Here is a 16,704-nt window from a genome sequence, read left to right on the forward strand (position 1 = left end):
CTGCGGTTTTCGCACAGGCGGGGCTGTGCATGGGTAATCATCAAATGGATTGCGTTTCAGGCTGTCTACACAAAACGAGTTCGCATGCTAACTAAAATCGCATCACTTAGTTGTCAGAAACGTGCAACAGGCAATTTCATCGTAGCCAAAACACCTTGCCGGATGAGATCAGCGGCACCGCTCGATAGGGGTCGGTCCGGCTTTGGGCGGATCAATGCTGCCAACGGGTGCTGCTGCGCGGCCTTGTCATGCAGGGGCATAGCCCCCCGGGGCGCATGGGGCGGGCGCGGTATCTGCAAGGGGCATGGGCAGCCGGCCTCGTGGTGCGAACCGGTCAGGATATTAACGGGACCCCATAGAGCGGTACCGGATGCGACAAATGCCCGCAGCGGCGGGTTCAAGCCGCATCCGGCGCCACCGAATTCCTGCCGGCTGCAAATCGACCTCTCGCGCCGCGGTTATCGCGCCGAGCGGCCGGTGTCCATTCTCTCCCGCAGCGTGTAGTACCACATGCCCAGTGCCAATGCCTGATGGGCAACCCATTTGCCCGCGGGCAGGCGTACGCGCCTGACGGCATCGAATACGTCGAATTCCGCCATCGTTCCGGTGATCGCATCCGCCATGATGCCTGCCACGATATGCGTGGTGGCGATGCCATGGCCGGAATACCCTTCGGCAAAGAATACGTTGGGCCTGACGCGGCCCAGATGCGGAATGCGGTTCGGAATGATGCCCGCCTGGCCCGACCACTGGTAATCGATCCCGACCCCCTTCAGACGGGGATAGGTCCGTTCCAGCGCCGGTCGCAGTTCGGCGGCGATATCACGGGTTGCGCGGCCGGAATAATTCGTGCCGCCGCCGAAGATCACCCGCCCGTCTGCGCTAAGCCGGTGGTAGTCCAGCACAAAGCGGTCATCATAGATGGCCAGATCCTTCGGGTTTATCTGACGGGCCAGATCCTCGGGCAACGGCTCTGTCGCAATGATCCCGAGGGCTGCGGGAAACAGCGCCCCGCGCATCCGCCCTTCGGCCAGATTGTGATAGGCATTCCCCGCCAGCATGACGGTGTCGCAGGTCACACGGCCCTGCGCCGTCCGCAGAACGGGGCGTGCGCCGTGGTCGATCCGCGTCACGCGGCTGTCCTCGAACAGGCGGACACCCAGCGATGCTGCGGCCTGCGCCTCGCCGATGGCCAGATTCAGGGAATGGACATGCATGTTGCGCATGTTCAGCACACCACCGGTATAAAGCGGAATGTCCACCAGGTCGCGGACCCCGACCTGATCGACATAGCGTATCTCGTCACCCATCCCGCGTTCGGCGGCCACATCTGCCAGAGCGCGCAAGGAGTGTTCGTGTTTCGCGCCCATCGCGGCCTGCAGATGGCCGTGCTTCAGATCGCAGGCAATGCCGAACCTTGCCACACGTTCGCGGATTATCCTGTGGCCGCGCCACCGCAGGTTCCAGATGTAATCCTCGGTTTCCGTGCCGAGGCTGCGCCTGAATTCCCGCGACATGGCCGTATCGCCCGAAAGGGATCCGGTAATCTGGCCCCCGTTCCGGCCCGTGGCCCCCCAGCCGATCCGGTTCGCCTCCAGCAGAACCACCCGCATTCCGCGCTGCGCCAGTTCGATGGCGGTGTTCAAGCCGGTGAATCCGCCCCCGATTACCGCCACATCGGTGTCGATATCCCCCTCCAGCCGATCAAATGGCGTATAGGGCCGCGCCGTGGCCGCATAATAGGATGTCGTGTGGTTCCGGGGCATCGGTCAGATCATCCCCAGATAGGTCATGTATTCCAGGGGCGAGATCTCTGCCTCGAATACCCCCAGTTCCTGTCGTTTGCAGGCGGAAAACAAGGCGATGAATTCGGCGGGAAACAAAGTACGGCAGAGGGTGCTTTGCTCGAACGCCTCGATCATCTGGCGCCAGTCGGGCGGAATGGGGGCATCGGCCCCGGGGCCTATGTTGTTGTCGATCCGGGGGGCAGGCTCCTGCCCCTGTTCGATACCGTAAAGGGCAGAGGCCAGAACGGCCGCCATCACCAGATAGGGGTTGGCATCCACCCCGGCAACGCGATGTTCGATGCGCCGTGCCGATGCGGGCCCGCCCGGAATGCGGACAGCCGCCGTGCGGTTTTCATACCCCCATGATGCGTTGACGGGGGCAAGCGTACCGGGCCGCAGCCTGCGGGCCGAATTGCAATGCGGCGCAAAGATAAGCGCGGTATCATGCAGCGCCCCCAGCAGACCCGCAACGGCGTGCCGCATCACGGGCTGCCCGTCAGGGCCGCCATCATCAAAGATGTTCCGCCCCGCTGCATCCAGCAGGCTTACGTGCATATGCAGGCCGTTACCGGCATGGGCCATATAGGGTTTGGCCATGAAGCTTGCCTGAACACCGTGGCGCTGTGCCGCGTTCCGGATGATCTGCTTCAGGAATACGGCATCATCCGCCGCCTTCAGGGCATCGGGAAGGTGGGACAGAACCACCTCGTACTGGCCCGGCCCGCTTTCGGCTGTCACGGCCTCCAGCGATATGCCGCAGGCCTCGGCATCGGCGTGGACGGTGTTCAGAAACGGCTCCGCGCTGCCCAGTTCATCAAGGCTGTAGATCGTATCGCGCCCCCCGGCATGCCCCGCGGGCAGCGGTGAAACGGGCTGGGGCGATATGCCGTCGAACGGGCGGATCAGATGGAACTCCAGCTCCAGCGCCACGACGGGCGTCAGGCCACGCTTGGCATAACGGGCCAGAACCTCTGCCAGCACACGTCGCGGATCGCCGAAAAACGGGCTTCCATTCTCGCGTCGCATCCACATCGGGACAAAGCTGCTGCCACCCGTGTTCCACGGCAGCGGGATCGGGCCGCGTCCGGTCGGCTCCACGATGCCGTCCAGATCCCCCGCCTCGAACAGCGCCCCGCCGATGATGTCGGTCCCCCAGACATCCACGGCCATTGACGACATGGGCATGCGCATCCCTTCGGACAGCAATTTGTCGCAGCGGCTGGCCGGAACGCGCTTTCCCCGAAATATGCCATTGAGATCGCAATGCGCAGCAAGCACATAGGGCGTTGTTTGGCGGCGAAGGATGTCAGGCGCAGGCACGTTCATTCGGAAATCCGTCGGGTGGGGCTGTGTCACAGGAAATGCCAAGGTGTTATATCACGCAAGCCGGATAGCCTGCGGATTGCCCGGATTATTGGACCGATGAAGAAATGAGCGATTTCAAACCCGATACGGTCGCAGATGTGCTGCATGCAAAGATCCGGCAGAAGATATGGGAAGGCCGCTATCTGCCCGGGGACCGTGTCTCGATCCGGGCCATCGCGCTGGAGGAACAGATCAGCGTCATCCCCGTGCGCGACGCCGTGCGCCGTCTGGTGGCCGAGGGGGCGCTGTGTTTCGTGGACAGCCGCACGATAGAAGTGCCGAAGCTGAGCCTGCGGAACCATCGCGACGTCCTGTTCGCCCGGATACAACTGGAACCCGAAATCGGATGCCGGGCCTTTGCCAACCTGTCGCATGACGACCTTGCGGACCTGATCGGGCATGACATGCGTGTCAACGCGGCCATCCGGCAAGAGGATCTGGATGCCTACATGACGGCAAACTTCGCGTTCCATTTCCATATCTACCGCAAGGCGGATGCCCCGGCGCTGTTGCGGCTGGTCGAAATCCTGTGGCTGCAATCAGGCCCGTCGATGCGGTTCATCGCCGGTCAATACCGCTCGAACGAGGCTGCGCCCGATTTCCACAAAGAGATGACCGACGCTTTGGCAGTGCAGGATTGTGAGGCCTTCGTGGCGTCATTGAAGAACGATATCGCCCAGGGGATGGACTATATCCGGCGGGCCGAAAACGCGATCTCGACCTTCTGAACCGCGCGCCGGATACGCTGTATTTCTGCCTAATTTTTGCGACAAGCCGGAAAAATGCCGAAAAACAGGGCTATGACGATCTGCTGCTGCTCTGAATGCGGTCTTTGCCTCTGAAATACAGCCTTGATTTCGCGCATCCGGAAATCCGTCAGGCCGATACCCCGTTAAAATTTGACATGCTCTTTTGCCGGACGACAGCCTTTCCCTAGCCAAACGGGAGAGATCTGTTCTGATGGAAGCGATGCAAACAGCAGATGCAACATCCCTGTCCGCGATGGTCGCAAAGGGTGAAATTTCTGCTGATGAACTGCTGGATCACGCGCTGGCGCGTGTGGCAAAGCTGAACCCGGATCTGAACGCCGTCGTATCAGTGCAGGAGGGGGCCGCACGCCGGGCGATCAGGGCCGGTCTGCCGGATGGCCCGTTCCGGGGGGTGCCCTTCCTGCTCAAGGATCTGGGGGCCGAAGCCGTCGATTTTCCCGGCCACAACGGTTCTGCCCTGCTGCGCGATACGCGCTATACATACGATAGCGAACTGTTTCTCCGCATGCGTGCGACAGGGGCCGTGACCTTCGGGCGTACCACGTCGCCCGAAGGCGGGATCGGCCCGGTGACAGAGGCCGCGGTTTATGGCGGGCCAACGCGCAACCCGTGGGACCTGTCGCGCACCTCTGGCGGATCATCGGGCGGCGCGGCTGCGGCGGTGGCGGCGGGTATCGTGCCCATCGCCCACGGGTCGGATGGCGGTGGATCGATCCGCATCCCGGCCTCAAGCTGCGGATTGTTCGGGTTCAAGGCCACGCGGGCCCGGTTTCCCGACGGCCCCGCAGCGGGCGAAGGCTGGGCCGGCATGGCGATCGAGGGGTTCCTGTCACGATCCGTGCGCGACAATGCCGTGATGATGGATGCCTGCGCCGGTGCCGATGCGGGCGCGCCCTATGCGGCCCCCGCCATGGAGATGACCTATGCCGGGGCCATTGCCCGCCCGCCGCGCCGCCTGCGGATCGGGGTATGCGACACGACATTCACCGGCGCTCCGATCCATCCCGAATGCCGGACGGCGGTCGAAACCACTGCCCGCCTGCTGGAGGGGCTGGGCCATAGCGTCACGCCCTTCTGTCCGAAGGCCGATCACCACGGAATGATGCGGGCATGGACCCGCATCGTGGCCTGCGGTACCGCGCTTTCGGTGCGGGGCGCACTGGCGCGGCGGGGGCGCGGGTTGCAGGATGGCGATCTGCAGCGCCTGTCGCATGCCGCGATCCGCTATGCCGAGGGGATCAGCGGCGCGGATTACCTGCAGGCGGTGGAAACGATCCACGCCTATGGCCGCGAGATGGCCGCGGCCTTTGACGGATATGACATCATCCTGTCCGCCACATTGGCCGAACCCCCCGCAAAGGTGGGCAGGTTCACCCATGACCGTGATGACTACGAGGCCTATCGCATCGGCGAGGGGGGCGTTTTCGAATATTCGCCCTTTTGCGCGACGTTCAATGCCAGCGGGCAACCCGCGGCAACTGTGCCGATGCACTGGACGGCTGAGGGCTTGCCCGTCGGTGTTCATTTCGCGGCACCGTTCGGGCATGACGCTACGCTGATCGCCCTTTGCGCCGAATGTGAACAGGCCCAGCCATGGGCGCACAGATGGCCACCGATGACACAATCCTGACGCGCGGATGACCATCCGCCAACAGAGTTCCACAAGGGGTATGAGCGTGACGAACGGATTTGCAGTTGTTGCAAGGAATGTCGGTAAGACCTATGGCGAGGGGAAATCTGCGGTCACCGCCTTGGGCAATGTGTCGCTCGAGATCAGGAAGGGGGAATTCTTTACCCTCCTCGGGCCTTCGGGCTGCGGCAAGACCAGCCTGCTGCGCTGTATCGCGGGGTTCGAAACGCCAACCTCGGGTGCGATCCTGCTGTCGGGGCGTGACATCACCTATGATCCGCCGAACAGCCGCCCGATCAATACGGTCTTCCAGTCATATGCGTTGTTTCCGCACCTGACCGTCGCCCAGAATGTCGGGTTCGGACTGAAGATGCAGGGGAAACCGAAGGCCGAGATTGCCAGCGCCACCGCCCGTGTACTGGCGCTGGTCAAGCTGGAGGCATTTGCCGACCGGCTGCCCCAGCAGATGTCGGGGGGGCAGCAGCAGCGTGTTGCCCTGGCCCGCGCGCTTGCCCCCGCACCCGAGGTGCTGCTGCTGGATGAACCGCTTTCGGCGCTGGACTTGAAGCTGCGCAAGGAAATGCAAGGGGAGCTGAAGCGGCTGCAGATCGAAACGGGCATCACCTTCATTTTTGTCACCCACGATCAGGAAGAGGCCCTGACGATGTCCGACCGCATCGGCATCATGTCGGCTGGTGATCTGCTGCAGGTCGGCCCCCCGCGCGAGATCTACAATAATCCCGTCAACCGGTTCGTTGCGGATTTCATCGGCGAGACCAATTTCCTGACGGCCGAAGTCCGGAACAATGTCGTGCGGATCGGGGCCGGCCATGAATTCGCGGTGCCGCTGAACGGGCGGCAGGGCACCATAACGCTGGCGATTAGGCCCGAGCAGGTCAGCCTCGGTCCCGCCGGTACGGGGCTGCCCGCCAAGGTGGTCGAGGCGACCTATCTGGGAACCGACACGCATTACACCGTTGCACTGCAGGATGACAGCCGCCTGACAGCTCGCATCCAGAGCAATACGACCGCCTCGTTGGAGGTGGGGGATCAGGTCGGGCTGATGATAGACCCGAATGCGATCAGGGTGCTGGAAGCATGAAGCGCAACGACAAGGCATCCCGCAATGCCAGAAACGGCTGGCTCCTTTCCACCCCGGCGCTGCTGGTGCTGTTTGTCGCCGCCACCGGCCCGCTTGTGATCGTGGTGCTCTATTCCTTTCTGGAAAAGGGTGATTATTCCGGCGTGCGCTGGATCTTCTCGGGCGAGGCATGGTTCCGTATCCTGTTCGAGCGGGATATCTTTGACGGCACGGTCAGCCTTGCCGATGCCAACCTGTCGATCATCTGGCGGTCGATAAAGCTGTCGTTCATGACCACCGTCATCACCTTTGTCCTCGGTCTGCCGACGGCGTGGTTCATCGCGACCAGATCCCCCGCAAGCCGCGCCTTCTGGCTGTTCCTGATCACGATCCCGTTCTGGACGAACCTGCTGATCCGTACCTTCGCCATCATGGAGGTTCTTCGCAATCAGGGCCTGCTGAATACATTTCTGATCCATTACGGCCTGATCGATACGCCGCTGCAGATCCTTTATACGGATACGGCGGTGCTGATCGGAATGGCCTATGTCTATCTGCCGTTGATGGTACTGCCGCTGTTCGCCGCGATCGACCGGTTCGATTTCAAGCTGATCGAGGCGGGCTATGATCTTTATGCCTCGCGGATGAACATCCTGCGCCATGTCATCCTGCCCATCATCAAACCGGGCATCGTGGCGGGCTGCATCCTGACCTTCATTCCCAGCCTCGGGGCCTATGTCACGCCGCGGATCCTGGGCGGCGGCAAGAACATGATGATCGGCAATTTCATCGAACTTCAGTTCGGGCAGGGGCAGAACTGGCCATTGGGGGCGGCGCTGTCGACGGTGCTTCTGGTGATCGTGCTCGGTTCGCTCGTGCTGTATACGCGCATATCCTCGCGGAGGGCCGGATGATGGCAAGATCGCGCAATTTCGACATCACCAGGCTGCCCGGATTCACGCTGATCGCGGTTCTGTCGTTCGTCCTGCTTTATGCACCGATCATCACGCTTGTGATCTATTCGTTCAACGGCGGAAACTCGGTCAATCAATGGGGCGGTCTTTCGCTGAAATGGTATGCGATCGCCGCCCAGAACGAAGCCGTGCAAAGCGCGGCGATCCGGTCCTTCGTCATTGCCATATGGGCATCGATCATCGCCACCACCGTGGCAACGATGGCGGCACTCGGAACCAGCAGGCGGGCAAAGTTCAAGGGGCAGACCTTTATCTACATTGTCATAAACCAGCCACTGATGGTGCCGGAAATTGTCACGGCCGTGGCGCTTCTGCTGTTCTTTTCCTGGATAAAGATCGCCACGGGATATGCGGGCTTGGGGTACCTCATCCTTGCGCATTCGGCCTTTTGCGTACCGTTCGCCTATCTTCCGATCAAGGCGCGGCTGGACGGAATGGATACCGCCATGGAAACGGCTGCGGCCGATCTTTATGCCAGCCCGCTGCAAACCTTTCGCCATGTCACCCTGCCGTTGCTGATGCCGGGGATCGGGGCCGGGGCAATGCTGGCATTCATCATCTCGCTGGATGACGTGATCATCACCGAATTCGTAAAATCGGCAGGCCAGGATACCCTGCCCACTTACATGCTGGGCCAGCTCCGCCGCGCCCTGACCCCTGAGGTGAACGCGATCTCGACTGTCCTGCTGGCCGTCAGCGTCGCCGTTCTGACCGTGTTTTTCCTGATCACCCGAAAGCGGGGCTGACCCCGTATGTGCAACACTCAAGGAAGATTTCCGATGAAAACATATGCGATAACCGCCTCGATCCTGCTTGGCAGCACGATTGCCGCCCATGCCGAGGGCCAGTTGAACCTGTACAACTGGGGCAATTACACCAGCCCCGAGATGATCGAGAAATTCACGGCGGAAACGGGCATCAACGTCACCATCACCGATTATGACAGCAACACGACCGCGCTGGCCAAGGTGGAGGCGGGCGGTTCGGGGTTCGATCTGGTCGTACCCTCGGCCAACTATGTACCGATATTCGTACAAAAGGGGCTTCTGGCCGAACTGGACCATTCGCGTCTGTCGAACATCGGAAACATCGCCCCCGAATGGGTGGATGTGCCGTGGGACAAGGGGCGGGCCTATACCGTGCCGTGGCTCTGGGGATCGACCGGCATGGCGGTCAACACCTCGGTATACAGCGGGGATATCAATACCTCGGAAATCTTCCTTGATCCACCGCCAGAACTGGTGGGCAAGATCAACATCACCCCGGAAATGTCTGACATCATCTCCCTGACGATCTACAATGTCGGCGGTGAGGCCTGCACCGAGGATCTGACCATCCTCAAAAAGGTCCGTGACCGTCTGAAGGCCGCAAAACCGTCATGGCTGTCGATGGACTACGGCACGACGGACAAGCTTTCCTCGGGCGATTATGCCGCCTCGGTCAACTGGAACGGATCCACCCTGCGGGCGCGGATCAACAACCCGGATGTGGCCTATGGCTACCCGCGCGAAGGGTATCCGCTGTTCATGGACTCCGTCGGTCTGCTGGCAGATGCGCGCAATGTGGACGAAGCCTATGCGTTTCTGGATTTCATCATGGTCCCTGAGAATGCGGCGATGATGTCCAGCTTTGCGCGTTATGCCAACGGGATTACGGGGTCCGAGGAATTCATGCCCGAAGACATGAAGACCGCCCCCGAGATCGTCGTGCCCGAAGAATTCGCTTCGGCCGGTCGCTTCCTTCCGACCTGTCCGCAATCCGCCACGGACCTTTATACGGCCATCTGGACCGATCTGGTGAAGTAGGGGCGATAGGGAAGAACGCGTCTTTGAGCCTGGGATCGAACCACCGAAGCGCCGCGCACGAAAGGCCGGCATCAATCAGCGCGATCCTGATGGTTTGCAGCTTCGAGACGACGTATCCCTTGGCAAGCAGCATGTCGACCGTCCGAACAAAACCAGCGTGGACGAACAGGCTGCCGTCCACGCGCAGCGCGTTTGCCGCCGCTTTATCATTGCCGGCTGCGGTGCAAGGCGTGCCATCACGCTAAGCCGCGATGGCGTGCCTAGAGGCGAAGCAGGATCGCCCCTTTGGCAAACACCAGTGCCGAATCCTCTATAAAACGGAGGGCCACGACGCAAAACGACCGGATTATCGTGATGAATGGCGGTATGCTGGAACAGATGGGTAAGCCAGCCGAAGTCGTGACTGACCAGCCTCACTATTCGTAGCAGATTTCATCGTTTGTGCGGATATGTTGATAACGCGGATAGCCGGCGGCACAGTCACAGCGGTCGGCAAACCGCTATCCATCTCTCTGGTAATTCCCGATGATGCGGGGCAGGCGATGACACGCTGGCGGTGTTGCGGTATCGGTGACGAAGGTGGCCGGTTATGATTTCGCAGCTAACGTCGATCCGGAATTTGGCCGCCGCTTTCGGGGCCTATCCCCGCCGGTGTTTCTGTCCCCACAGGTGCAGGGCCTCGATCACGCCGCGTAGTTGCTGCCCCTTGTCTGTCAGGCTGTAATCCACGCGCGGGGGCACGACGGCATGGATTTTCCGCTGGATGATCCCGTCGGCCTCCATTTCGCGCAGCTGTTTGGTCAGGCTGCGTTGGGTGACATTGCCGACGCGGCGGGCCAACTCGTTGAAACGCAGGGTGCCGTCCAGCAGATGGTACAGGATCAGCCCTTTCCATTTTCCGGCAATCTGTTCCAGCGCCGCCTCGACGGGGCAGCCTTCGCTGCAGTCATATTCCGTGAACCGGTTCGGGCTGTCGGCAATCACAGTATCCATTATGTACCTATATGCATTATTTGTGCGTAATTGCATTTATTATAGCAAGGCGGCATCTCTTGGGCACGAAGGAAATTCACGAAATCGCCCAAGGGGTATGAGACATGATGATGAAGGCTGTTGGATATATGAACGCGGGTCCGCTGGACCGCCCTGATGCGCTGATCGATGTGGAAATCGTGCGGCCGAAACCCAAGGGGCGTGACCTTCTGGTGCGTGTGCGGGCAGTGTCGGTCAATCCGGTGGATGTGAAAATCCGGCAGGCCCGTCCGCCCGAAGGCACGGGTCCGGCCATTCTGGGCTGGGATGCCGTGGGGGAGGTTGTGGAAACGGGCAGCGACACTTCCTTGTTCAGGGTTGGCGATATGGTCTGGTATGCGGGGGCGATTGACCGCGCCGGCACCAATTCGGAATACCACCTCGTGGATGAGCGGATCGTGGGCAAAACGCCTGCCTCGGTCAGCGCAGCCGAGGCCGCGGCCCTGCCGCTGACCGCGCTGACGGCCCATGAAATGCTGTTCGACCGTTTGCGCGTGACCGACCCTGTTCCGGGGGCGGCACCGGCCGTGGTCATCATCGGCGGTTCGGGCGGCGTCGGCTCCATCGCGATCCAGCTGCTGCGCGCGAAAACGGATCTGACGGTGATCGCCACCGCCTCGCGCCCTGAAACGCAGGAATGGGTCCGGGAACTGGGCGCGCATCATGTGATCGACCACTCCAAACCTTTGGCACCCCAGATCGAGGCTTTGGGGATCGGACAGCCGGGTTGGGTGTTTTCCACCACCCATTCGCATCAGTATATCGAGGCTGTGGCCGAATTCATTGCACCGCAGGGGCATTTCGGCCTGATCGACGATCCGGAAATCCTGGACATCAAGCCGTTCAAGAGCAAATCCGTTTCGACCCATTGGGAGTTCATGTACACGCGCTCTCTGTTCGGAACGGCCGATATGCAGAACCAGCACGACATCCTGACCGAGGTGGCCCGTCTGCTGGACGAAGGGGCGATCAGATCCACCGCGACCGAAACCTTGGGCAAGATCGATGCCGCCACGCTGAAACGCGCGCATCAGATCCTTGAGACGAACAAGGCCAAGGGCAAACTGGTCCTGGAAGGGTTCTGAGAAAACGGGAAACGGCATGGCCACCGCCGTGCCGTTTCCCCCCGTTCCCCGCAGATGATCGGGGCTGCGCGGATCATGGCGGGTTATTAAATAGGCAGGATGCATCCTGCAGGTCCGCATTTTCTGCACATTCATGCGCCATTGCCGCGATCTTTGCGCAGACGGTTGATCCCTGCATCCGGGGCGGGCAGCGTGTCGCCATCGCGATGCCAAGGAATTGCCCATGACTTACGAACCTGCCGAACCGATGCGCGCCGAACCGATGCGTGTCGTGGCGCTCTCCTCCACCTTCGATCTGGTGAATGTGTTTGCCAAGGTGCGCGATCCGCGTCTGGTGCTGCTGCGCCCCGAAGAGGTGGCGGACCCTATGGCGATCGATATGGCCCTGGCGTGGAAACCGCAGGATGATGCGTTTGACCGGTTTCCCAATGTCCGGATGGTGCATTCCATTGCAGCGGGGGTGGACAGCATCGTGGGCTGCCCCAGCCTGCCCGCCGATGCGGTTGTGGCCCGTGTGCGGGATGATGCGCAGGCGATGATGATGGCCGGTTTCGCTGCGGCCCATGTGGTCTGGCACCACCGCCGCATGGCAGATCATACCCGCGCCCAGGCCGAGGGCCTGTGGGAACGCAGTTTCCGCCCGCCGATGTCCTCGGACGTGACGGTGGGAATTCTGGGGTTCGGTCTGATGGGGCGGGCCTGTGCGCGGGCGATCGCGGCACTGGGCTACCGCGTCATCGCGGCGCGCAATTCCGCGGGCGGAACCGCAGAGGGTGTGGAAATCCTGTCCGGCCCCTCGGCCATAAACGAGGTTGCGGCGCGGGCCGATATTCTGGTGAACGTGCTGCCCCTGACAGATGCCACGCGCGATATCCTGAATGCGGATCTGTTCGCGCGGATGCCGATGGGTGCGTCGCTGGTGCAGATCGGGCGGGGAGAGCAGCTGGTGGATGCCGACCTTCTGGCCGCGCTGGATGCGGGGCGCATCCGTTCGGCCACCCTGGATGTATTCCGGCAGGAACCGCTGCCTGCGGGCCATCCGTACTGGACCCGCAAGGAGGTGCTGATGACCCCGCATAAGGCGTCCGATTCCAGCCATGGCGAGATCATGCGGCAGCTTGTGGAAAACTGCGAGCTCTACCGGGCAGGCCAGCCACCGAAAGGGCGGGTTGATCGCGGCAACGGATATTAACAAGGACCCGGGGGCGGCACGTACCATCGTGCCCCCCGCCGCGTGATCAGACCGGCGTTTCCGCCCAGTCCGTCAGTTTCCTCAGGAACAGATCGCATTGATCCAGTTGTGATTGTTCGATGAATTCATCAGGCTTATGCGCCTGTGTGATGGATCCCGGCCCGCAGATCACGGTGGGCACGCCCAGCATTTCGTGAAAACGCCCACCCTCCGTGCCGTAGGCCACCTTGGAATGGCTGTTGCTGCCGACAAAGCCCTTCATGCGCGTGACCATGTCGGATTCGGGGGGCGTATCCAGCCCCGGAAACTGGGCGTAAACCTCGATATCGATGCCGGTATCAGGATCGATGCTGTGCATCATCGGCTCCAGCTGGGTCCGGGCGTAATCGCACAATTCCTGCACGAATGCATCGGCATCCTCGGAAGGCAGCACCCGGAACTCGCAATTGACCGTGCACCGTTCGGGCACGATGTTGAGGGCGGTGCCGCCGTGCATGGTGCCGGTATGGGCGGTGCTATGGGTGATGTCGTAATCGGCGTCGCGCAGGCCTTCGGTGGCCATGCGTTGGGCAATCTCCTGCATCTTTACCACCAGCAGCGCGGCATAGTTCACCGCGTTCACCCCCAATGGCGCCAGCGACGAATGGCAGCTGCGGCCCCGGACCGTCACCATCATGGACCGTTTTGCCTTGTGCCCGATCACCACCTGCATCGACGTGGGTTCACCGACGACGCAGAGCGCGGGCTTCAGCTGTTCGGCCTGCAACATCTCCAGCAGGCCGATGACGCCCAGGCAGCCGACCTCCTCATCATAGGAAAAGGCCAGATGGACAGGGCGGTGCAGCTTGCGGCGGACAAGATCGGGAACGGCAGCCAGTGCGCAGGCCAGAAAGCCCTTCATGTCGCATGATCCGCGCCCGTAAAGCCGGCCCTCCCGCGCGTCCAGCACGAACGGATCGCTTGCCCAGTTCTGGTTGTCCACGGGCACCGTATCGGTATGGCCGGACAGGATGATACCGGGTCGGTCAGCGGGGCCGATGGTTGCCCAGAGGTTCGCCTTCTGGCCCGTGCTGTCCATGACCAGCTGGCTGTCCACACCATGAGAGGCCAGGTACTCCCGGACAAAATCCATCAGGGGCAGGTTCGAATTGCGGCTTGTCGTATCGAAGGCGATGAGCTGGGCAAGAATGTCACGGCTGGTCGAGGGGGGCATCGGTGGTCCTTTATCGGGTTTGCAGGGGCGGCAGCGGATAGGTTTCGCGATCGATGCCGGAACGGATGAACTGCATGAACGACAGCGTCGCGGCCGAGGGTGCGCGGGACGCGGGCATCAGAAAGCTGGTGGTGTAGGTGATGGCAGGCAGGAAGGGACGCATCACGATCTGGTCGCCCATCTGGTGCACGAGCGGAAAGGGGTTCAGCAGCGATACCCCCACGCCCTCGCGCACGAACTCGGACACGGATACGTTGGTGGAGGCCTCCATCACCCGGTTCAGCGCCACCCCCGCGCGATCAAACAGCCTGTCGATCACGGCCCGCCCCGAATGGCGGCGGGACAGGGCGATGAAGGGTTCGTTCCGCAGATCCTCGGGCCGAATCACATCAAGGGATGCAAACCGGTGATGCTTAGGAAATATGCAGATCGCCTGCGTTTCCAGCAACGGCTCTATCTGGATGCCATCATGTGATACGGCGCTGTCGGTTATGCCTACGTCCACATGCCCCTCGGCAATTCCGGCATAAAGGCTGTCGCTGGCCAGCACGTCGAAGCTGATATGCAGACCCGGATTCCGGCGATTGAAGGCTGCGATCCGGGCAGGCAGGAAGCGATGCGCAATGGTGGGTGGCGCCACGATGGAAAGGCGCCCGGCAAGTGATTTCGGCGGCTCTGACGAATGGTTCGCGATGCGGGCCAAAGTGTCGAAGACCGACGTCAATTGTTCGTTGATGGACAGGGCTTCGACGGTTGGCACCAGCCGCCCCCCTTCACGCCGGAACAGCTGAAATCCCAGACGGTCCTCCAGCTGTGTCAGCCGACGGCTGACCGCGGATTGCGAGATGTTCAGACGGCGTGCGGCATTGATGGATGTGCCCGCCGCCACGATGGCCTGCAGCACCTCCAATTCCCGTAACGTGATGCCTGCGCGACGGTCTTCGCCATCGGCGGGGCTGACAGGTTCCATGCTAACCTATGAGAAAAACGCATTGATATTTTGTATTGACTTCTCTTTATCGCATAATAGCGTGACTGCCAAGCTGGATTGCAGCAGCAGGGATCAACCCCGAAGCAATCGTTCAGAATATCTGCAACAGGGAAAACGGATGATGAAAGCAAACAGACTGTCGCTTGCCGTCGGGCTGCTCGTGGCCGGCATGGCCCCCGTCGCCGCACAGGAACTGTCGATTGGCCTCAAATCCGAGGCCACGTCGATGGACCCGCAGTTCCACAACCTTGCGACCAACACTCAGGTCAACAAGAACATCTTTGAATCGCTGACGACGCAAAGCTCTGTCCAGAAGATCACCCCCGGTCTGGCCGAAAGCTGGGAAGCGGTGGATGATACGACGTGGCGCTTCAAGCTGCGCCAAGGGGTGAAGTTCCACAACGGCAGCGATTTCACGGCGCGCGATGTGATCTATTCCTTCTGCCGCGTTCCGCTGGTGCAGAATTCACCTTCCTCCTACACGATCTATACCGGCGACATCGCGGATATGGAGGCCGAGGACGACCATACGCTGCTGATCCGCACGGTTGACAAGAATCCGCTGCTGCCCGTGAACCTGTGGCCGCTTGCCATCGTATCGGCCGATGCCCTGGGTGCCGAGGATACGGTCACCTACGGCCCCGAAGGTACCTGCGAGGGTATGGGCGAGGTGCCGCAGGCGCCCGCGTTCAACGACCCGGACATTGCGGTGGGCACCGGCCCCTACAAGCTGGAAAATTACACCCGCGGGGCCGAGCTGGTCCTGTCGCGGTTCGATGATTACTGGGGCGGAACGCCGGATTGGGAACGTGTCGTGATGCGACCGATCACCAGCAACGGCCCCCGTGTTGCGGCCCTGCTGGCAGGCGACGTTGACATGATTGAATCGCCGCCCATTCAGGATATCTCGCGCATCGATGATGCCGGGTTCAACATTGTCGATGCCCTGTCGAACCGCGTCATCTATCTGCACCTGCAGCAGCTTGCGGATGCGCCGGGGATCGGCGGCACCGACGGCAAGAACCCCCTGATGGACAAACGTGTCCGCGAAGCGATCTCGCTGTCGATCAACCGCGACGCCATCGCGGAGCGTATCATGGGCGGCTATGCCGAACCTGCGGGCGAACTGCTGCCCCCGCCGATGTTCGGCACATCCGGCCGTGCGGTGGACCCCTATGACCCCGAGCGGGCCAAGGAACTGCTGGCCGAGGCAGGTTACCCCGACGGGTTCACCCTCAATCTCGGAACGCCGAACGATCGCTACATCAACGACGAACAGGTGGCGCAGGCCGTGGCGCAGATGATGGCGCGCATCGGCATCAACACCACCGTGGATGCCACCACTGCCAGCCAGTTCTTCAGCCGCCGCAATGCGCTGGAATTCCCCATCTACATGGCGGGCTGGGGTGCCGCATCGGGTGAGATGTCTTCTCCGCTGAAGGCGCTGGTTGCGACATTCGACGCCGACACCGGCATGGGGGCCACGAACGCGGGCCGCTATTCCAACCCCGAGATGGACAAGGTCCTGATCGAGGCGATGTCGACGATCGACGAAGGTCAGCGTGACGAGTTGCTGCAAAAGGCCGAGACCATCGCCCTTGATGATTACGGCATCATCCCGCTGCATTACGAACAGACCGTCTGGGCCATGAAACCCGAACTGACCTACGAGCCGCGCATGGACCAATACACCATGGCCCGCGAGGTCAAGCCCACCACCACCGAGTGATCCGGTTTTCCGGCATCCGTCCGTGGGACGGGTGCCGGAGTTTCGCTGAC

The 16,704-nt window shown here is 61.6% G+C and carries 14 protein-coding genes; 9 read left to right on the forward strand and 5 right to left on the reverse strand.

The features are described from left to right. Positions 1 to 458 precede the first annotated feature (458 nt). Both TR36_RS15515 and TR36_RS15520 read right to left on the reverse strand, forming a co-directional pair. Complete coding sequence (locus TR36_RS15515) at positions 459 to 1,766, reverse strand: FAD-binding oxidoreductase (RefSeq protein WP_045392986.1); 1,308 nt, start codon at positions 1,764 to 1,766, stop codon at positions 459 to 461. A 3-nt stretch (positions 1,767 to 1,769) separates the two neighbouring features. Continuing rightward, positions 1,770 to 2,972: a glutamine synthetase family protein gene (locus TR36_RS15520; RefSeq protein ID WP_237763584.1), complete on the reverse strand. Its 1,203-nt coding sequence runs from the start codon at positions 2,970 to 2,972 to the stop codon at positions 1,770 to 1,772. A gap of 245 nt (positions 2,973 to 3,217) precedes the next feature. Between TR36_RS15520 and TR36_RS12295 the strand changes: the two genes are divergently transcribed. From TR36_RS12295 to TR36_RS12320, 6 genes are all read left to right on the forward strand, one after another. Next, positions 3,218 to 3,880, forward strand: coding sequence for a GntR family transcriptional regulator (locus TR36_RS12295; RefSeq protein ID WP_045392983.1), 663 nt, complete (start codon positions 3,218 to 3,220; stop codon positions 3,878 to 3,880). Between the two features lie 241 nt (positions 3,881 to 4,121). After that, a complete protein-coding gene (locus tag TR36_RS12300; protein ID WP_237763585.1) occupies positions 4,122 to 5,552 on the forward strand; it encodes an amidase in 1,431 nt (476 codons plus the stop codon). A gap of 40 nt (positions 5,553 to 5,592) precedes the next feature. After that, the gene (locus tag TR36_RS12305) at positions 5,593 to 6,654 is read left to right on the forward strand and encodes an ABC transporter ATP-binding protein (RefSeq protein ID WP_370553403.1); all 1,062 of its coding nucleotides are present in this window, start codon (positions 5,593 to 5,595) and stop codon (positions 6,652 to 6,654) included. After that, positions 6,651 to 7,547: an ABC transporter permease gene (locus TR36_RS12310; RefSeq protein ID WP_045392979.1), complete on the forward strand. Its 897-nt coding sequence runs from the start codon at positions 6,651 to 6,653 to the stop codon at positions 7,545 to 7,547. Before TR36_RS12305 ends, TR36_RS12310 begins: the two co-directional genes overlap by 4 nt. Continuing rightward, a complete protein-coding gene (locus TR36_RS12315; protein WP_370553404.1) occupies positions 7,544 to 8,353 on the forward strand; it encodes an ABC transporter permease in 810 nt (269 codons plus the stop codon). The genes TR36_RS12310 and TR36_RS12315 overlap by 4 nt, the downstream gene beginning before the upstream one ends. Before the next feature lie 33 nt (positions 8,354 to 8,386). Then, on the forward strand, positions 8,387 to 9,412 hold the full coding sequence (locus tag TR36_RS12320; RefSeq protein ID WP_045392975.1) for an extracellular solute-binding protein: 1,026 nt from the start codon (positions 8,387 to 8,389) through the stop codon (positions 9,410 to 9,412). A 639-nt stretch (positions 9,413 to 10,051) separates the two neighbouring features. On the opposite strand, the gene TR36_RS12325 is transcribed toward TR36_RS12320, so the two are convergent. Beyond that, complete coding sequence (locus TR36_RS12325) at positions 10,052 to 10,405, reverse strand: helix-turn-helix domain-containing protein (protein ID WP_045392973.1); 354 nt, start codon at positions 10,403 to 10,405, stop codon at positions 10,052 to 10,054. Between the two features lie 110 nt (positions 10,406 to 10,515). On the opposite strand from TR36_RS12325, the gene TR36_RS12330 reads away from it, so the two are divergent. Further along, positions 10,516 to 11,529, forward strand: a complete 1,014-nt coding sequence (locus tag TR36_RS12330; protein WP_045393206.1) for a zinc-binding alcohol dehydrogenase family protein — start codon at positions 10,516 to 10,518, stop codon at positions 11,527 to 11,529. Between the two features lie 223 nt (positions 11,530 to 11,752). Further along, entirely contained in the window at positions 11,753 to 12,721 is a 969-nt protein-coding gene (locus TR36_RS12335; RefSeq protein WP_052362665.1) for an NAD(P)-dependent oxidoreductase, read from the forward strand. 46 nt (positions 12,722 to 12,767) lie between these two features. On the opposite strand, the gene argE is transcribed toward TR36_RS12335, so the two are convergent. Both argE and TR36_RS12345 read right to left on the reverse strand, forming a co-directional pair. Beyond that, positions 12,768 to 13,934 (reverse strand): acetylornithine deacetylase, encoded by a 1,167-nt coding sequence (argE, locus tag TR36_RS12340; RefSeq protein WP_062763377.1) that lies wholly within the window; start codon positions 13,932 to 13,934, stop codon positions 12,768 to 12,770. Positions 13,935 to 13,944: 10 nt separating this feature from the next. After that, positions 13,945 to 14,904, reverse strand: a complete 960-nt coding sequence (locus tag TR36_RS12345; protein ID WP_045392968.1) for a LysR substrate-binding domain-containing protein — start codon at positions 14,902 to 14,904, stop codon at positions 13,945 to 13,947. A gap of 142 nt (positions 14,905 to 15,046) precedes the next feature. On the opposite strand from TR36_RS12345, the gene TR36_RS12350 reads away from it, so the two are divergent. After that, complete coding sequence (locus TR36_RS12350; RefSeq protein ID WP_202814428.1) at positions 15,047 to 16,654, forward strand: ABC transporter substrate-binding protein; 1,608 nt, start codon at positions 15,047 to 15,049, stop codon at positions 16,652 to 16,654. Positions 16,655 to 16,704: the final 50 nt, after the last annotated feature.

The organism is Falsirhodobacter sp. alg1, assembly GCF_000739715.2.
In the GTDB taxonomy this organism is placed as follows: domain Bacteria; phylum Pseudomonadota; class Alphaproteobacteria; order Rhodobacterales; family Rhodobacteraceae; genus Falsirhodobacter.

What these genes read in the sequence shown, in the direction of transcription:
- TR36_RS12325 (WP_045392973.1), bottom strand. Translation starts at nt 10,405, where the DNA reads ATGGATACTGTGATTGCCGACAGCCCGAACCGGTTCACGGAATATGAC.
- TR36_RS12330 (WP_045393206.1), top strand. Translation starts at nt 10,516, where the DNA reads ATGAAGGCTGTTGGATATATGAACGCGGGTCCGCTGGACCGCCCTGAT.
- TR36_RS15515 (WP_045392986.1), bottom strand. Translation starts at nt 1,766, where the DNA reads ATGCCCCGGAACCACACGACATCCTATTATGCGGCCACGGCGCGGCCC.
- TR36_RS12310 (WP_045392979.1), top strand. Translation starts at nt 6,651, where the DNA reads ATGAAGCGCAACGACAAGGCATCCCGCAATGCCAGAAACGGCTGGCTC.
- TR36_RS12315 (WP_370553404.1), top strand. Translation starts at nt 7,544, where the DNA reads ATGATGGCAAGATCGCGCAATTTCGACATCACCAGGCTGCCCGGATTC.
- TR36_RS15520 (WP_237763584.1), bottom strand. Translation starts at nt 2,972, where the DNA reads ATGCCCATGTCGTCAATGGCCGTGGATGTCTGGGGGACCGACATCATC.
- TR36_RS12305 (WP_370553403.1), top strand. Translation starts at nt 5,593, where the DNA reads ATGAGCGTGACGAACGGATTTGCAGTTGTTGCAAGGAATGTCGGTAAG.
- argE (WP_062763377.1), bottom strand. Translation starts at nt 13,934, where the DNA reads ATGCCCCCCTCGACCAGCCGTGACATTCTTGCCCAGCTCATCGCCTTC.
- TR36_RS12335 (WP_052362665.1), top strand. Translation starts at nt 11,753, where the DNA reads ATGACTTACGAACCTGCCGAACCGATGCGCGCCGAACCGATGCGTGTC.
- TR36_RS12295 (WP_045392983.1), top strand. Translation starts at nt 3,218, where the DNA reads ATGAGCGATTTCAAACCCGATACGGTCGCAGATGTGCTGCATGCAAAG.
- TR36_RS12320 (WP_045392975.1), top strand. Translation starts at nt 8,387, where the DNA reads ATGAAAACATATGCGATAACCGCCTCGATCCTGCTTGGCAGCACGATT.
- TR36_RS12350 (WP_202814428.1), top strand. Translation starts at nt 15,047, where the DNA reads ATGAAAGCAAACAGACTGTCGCTTGCCGTCGGGCTGCTCGTGGCCGGC.
- TR36_RS12300 (WP_237763585.1), top strand. Translation starts at nt 4,122, where the DNA reads ATGCAAACAGCAGATGCAACATCCCTGTCCGCGATGGTCGCAAAGGGT.
- TR36_RS12345 (WP_045392968.1), bottom strand. Translation starts at nt 14,904, where the DNA reads ATGGAACCTGTCAGCCCCGCCGATGGCGAAGACCGTCGCGCAGGCATC.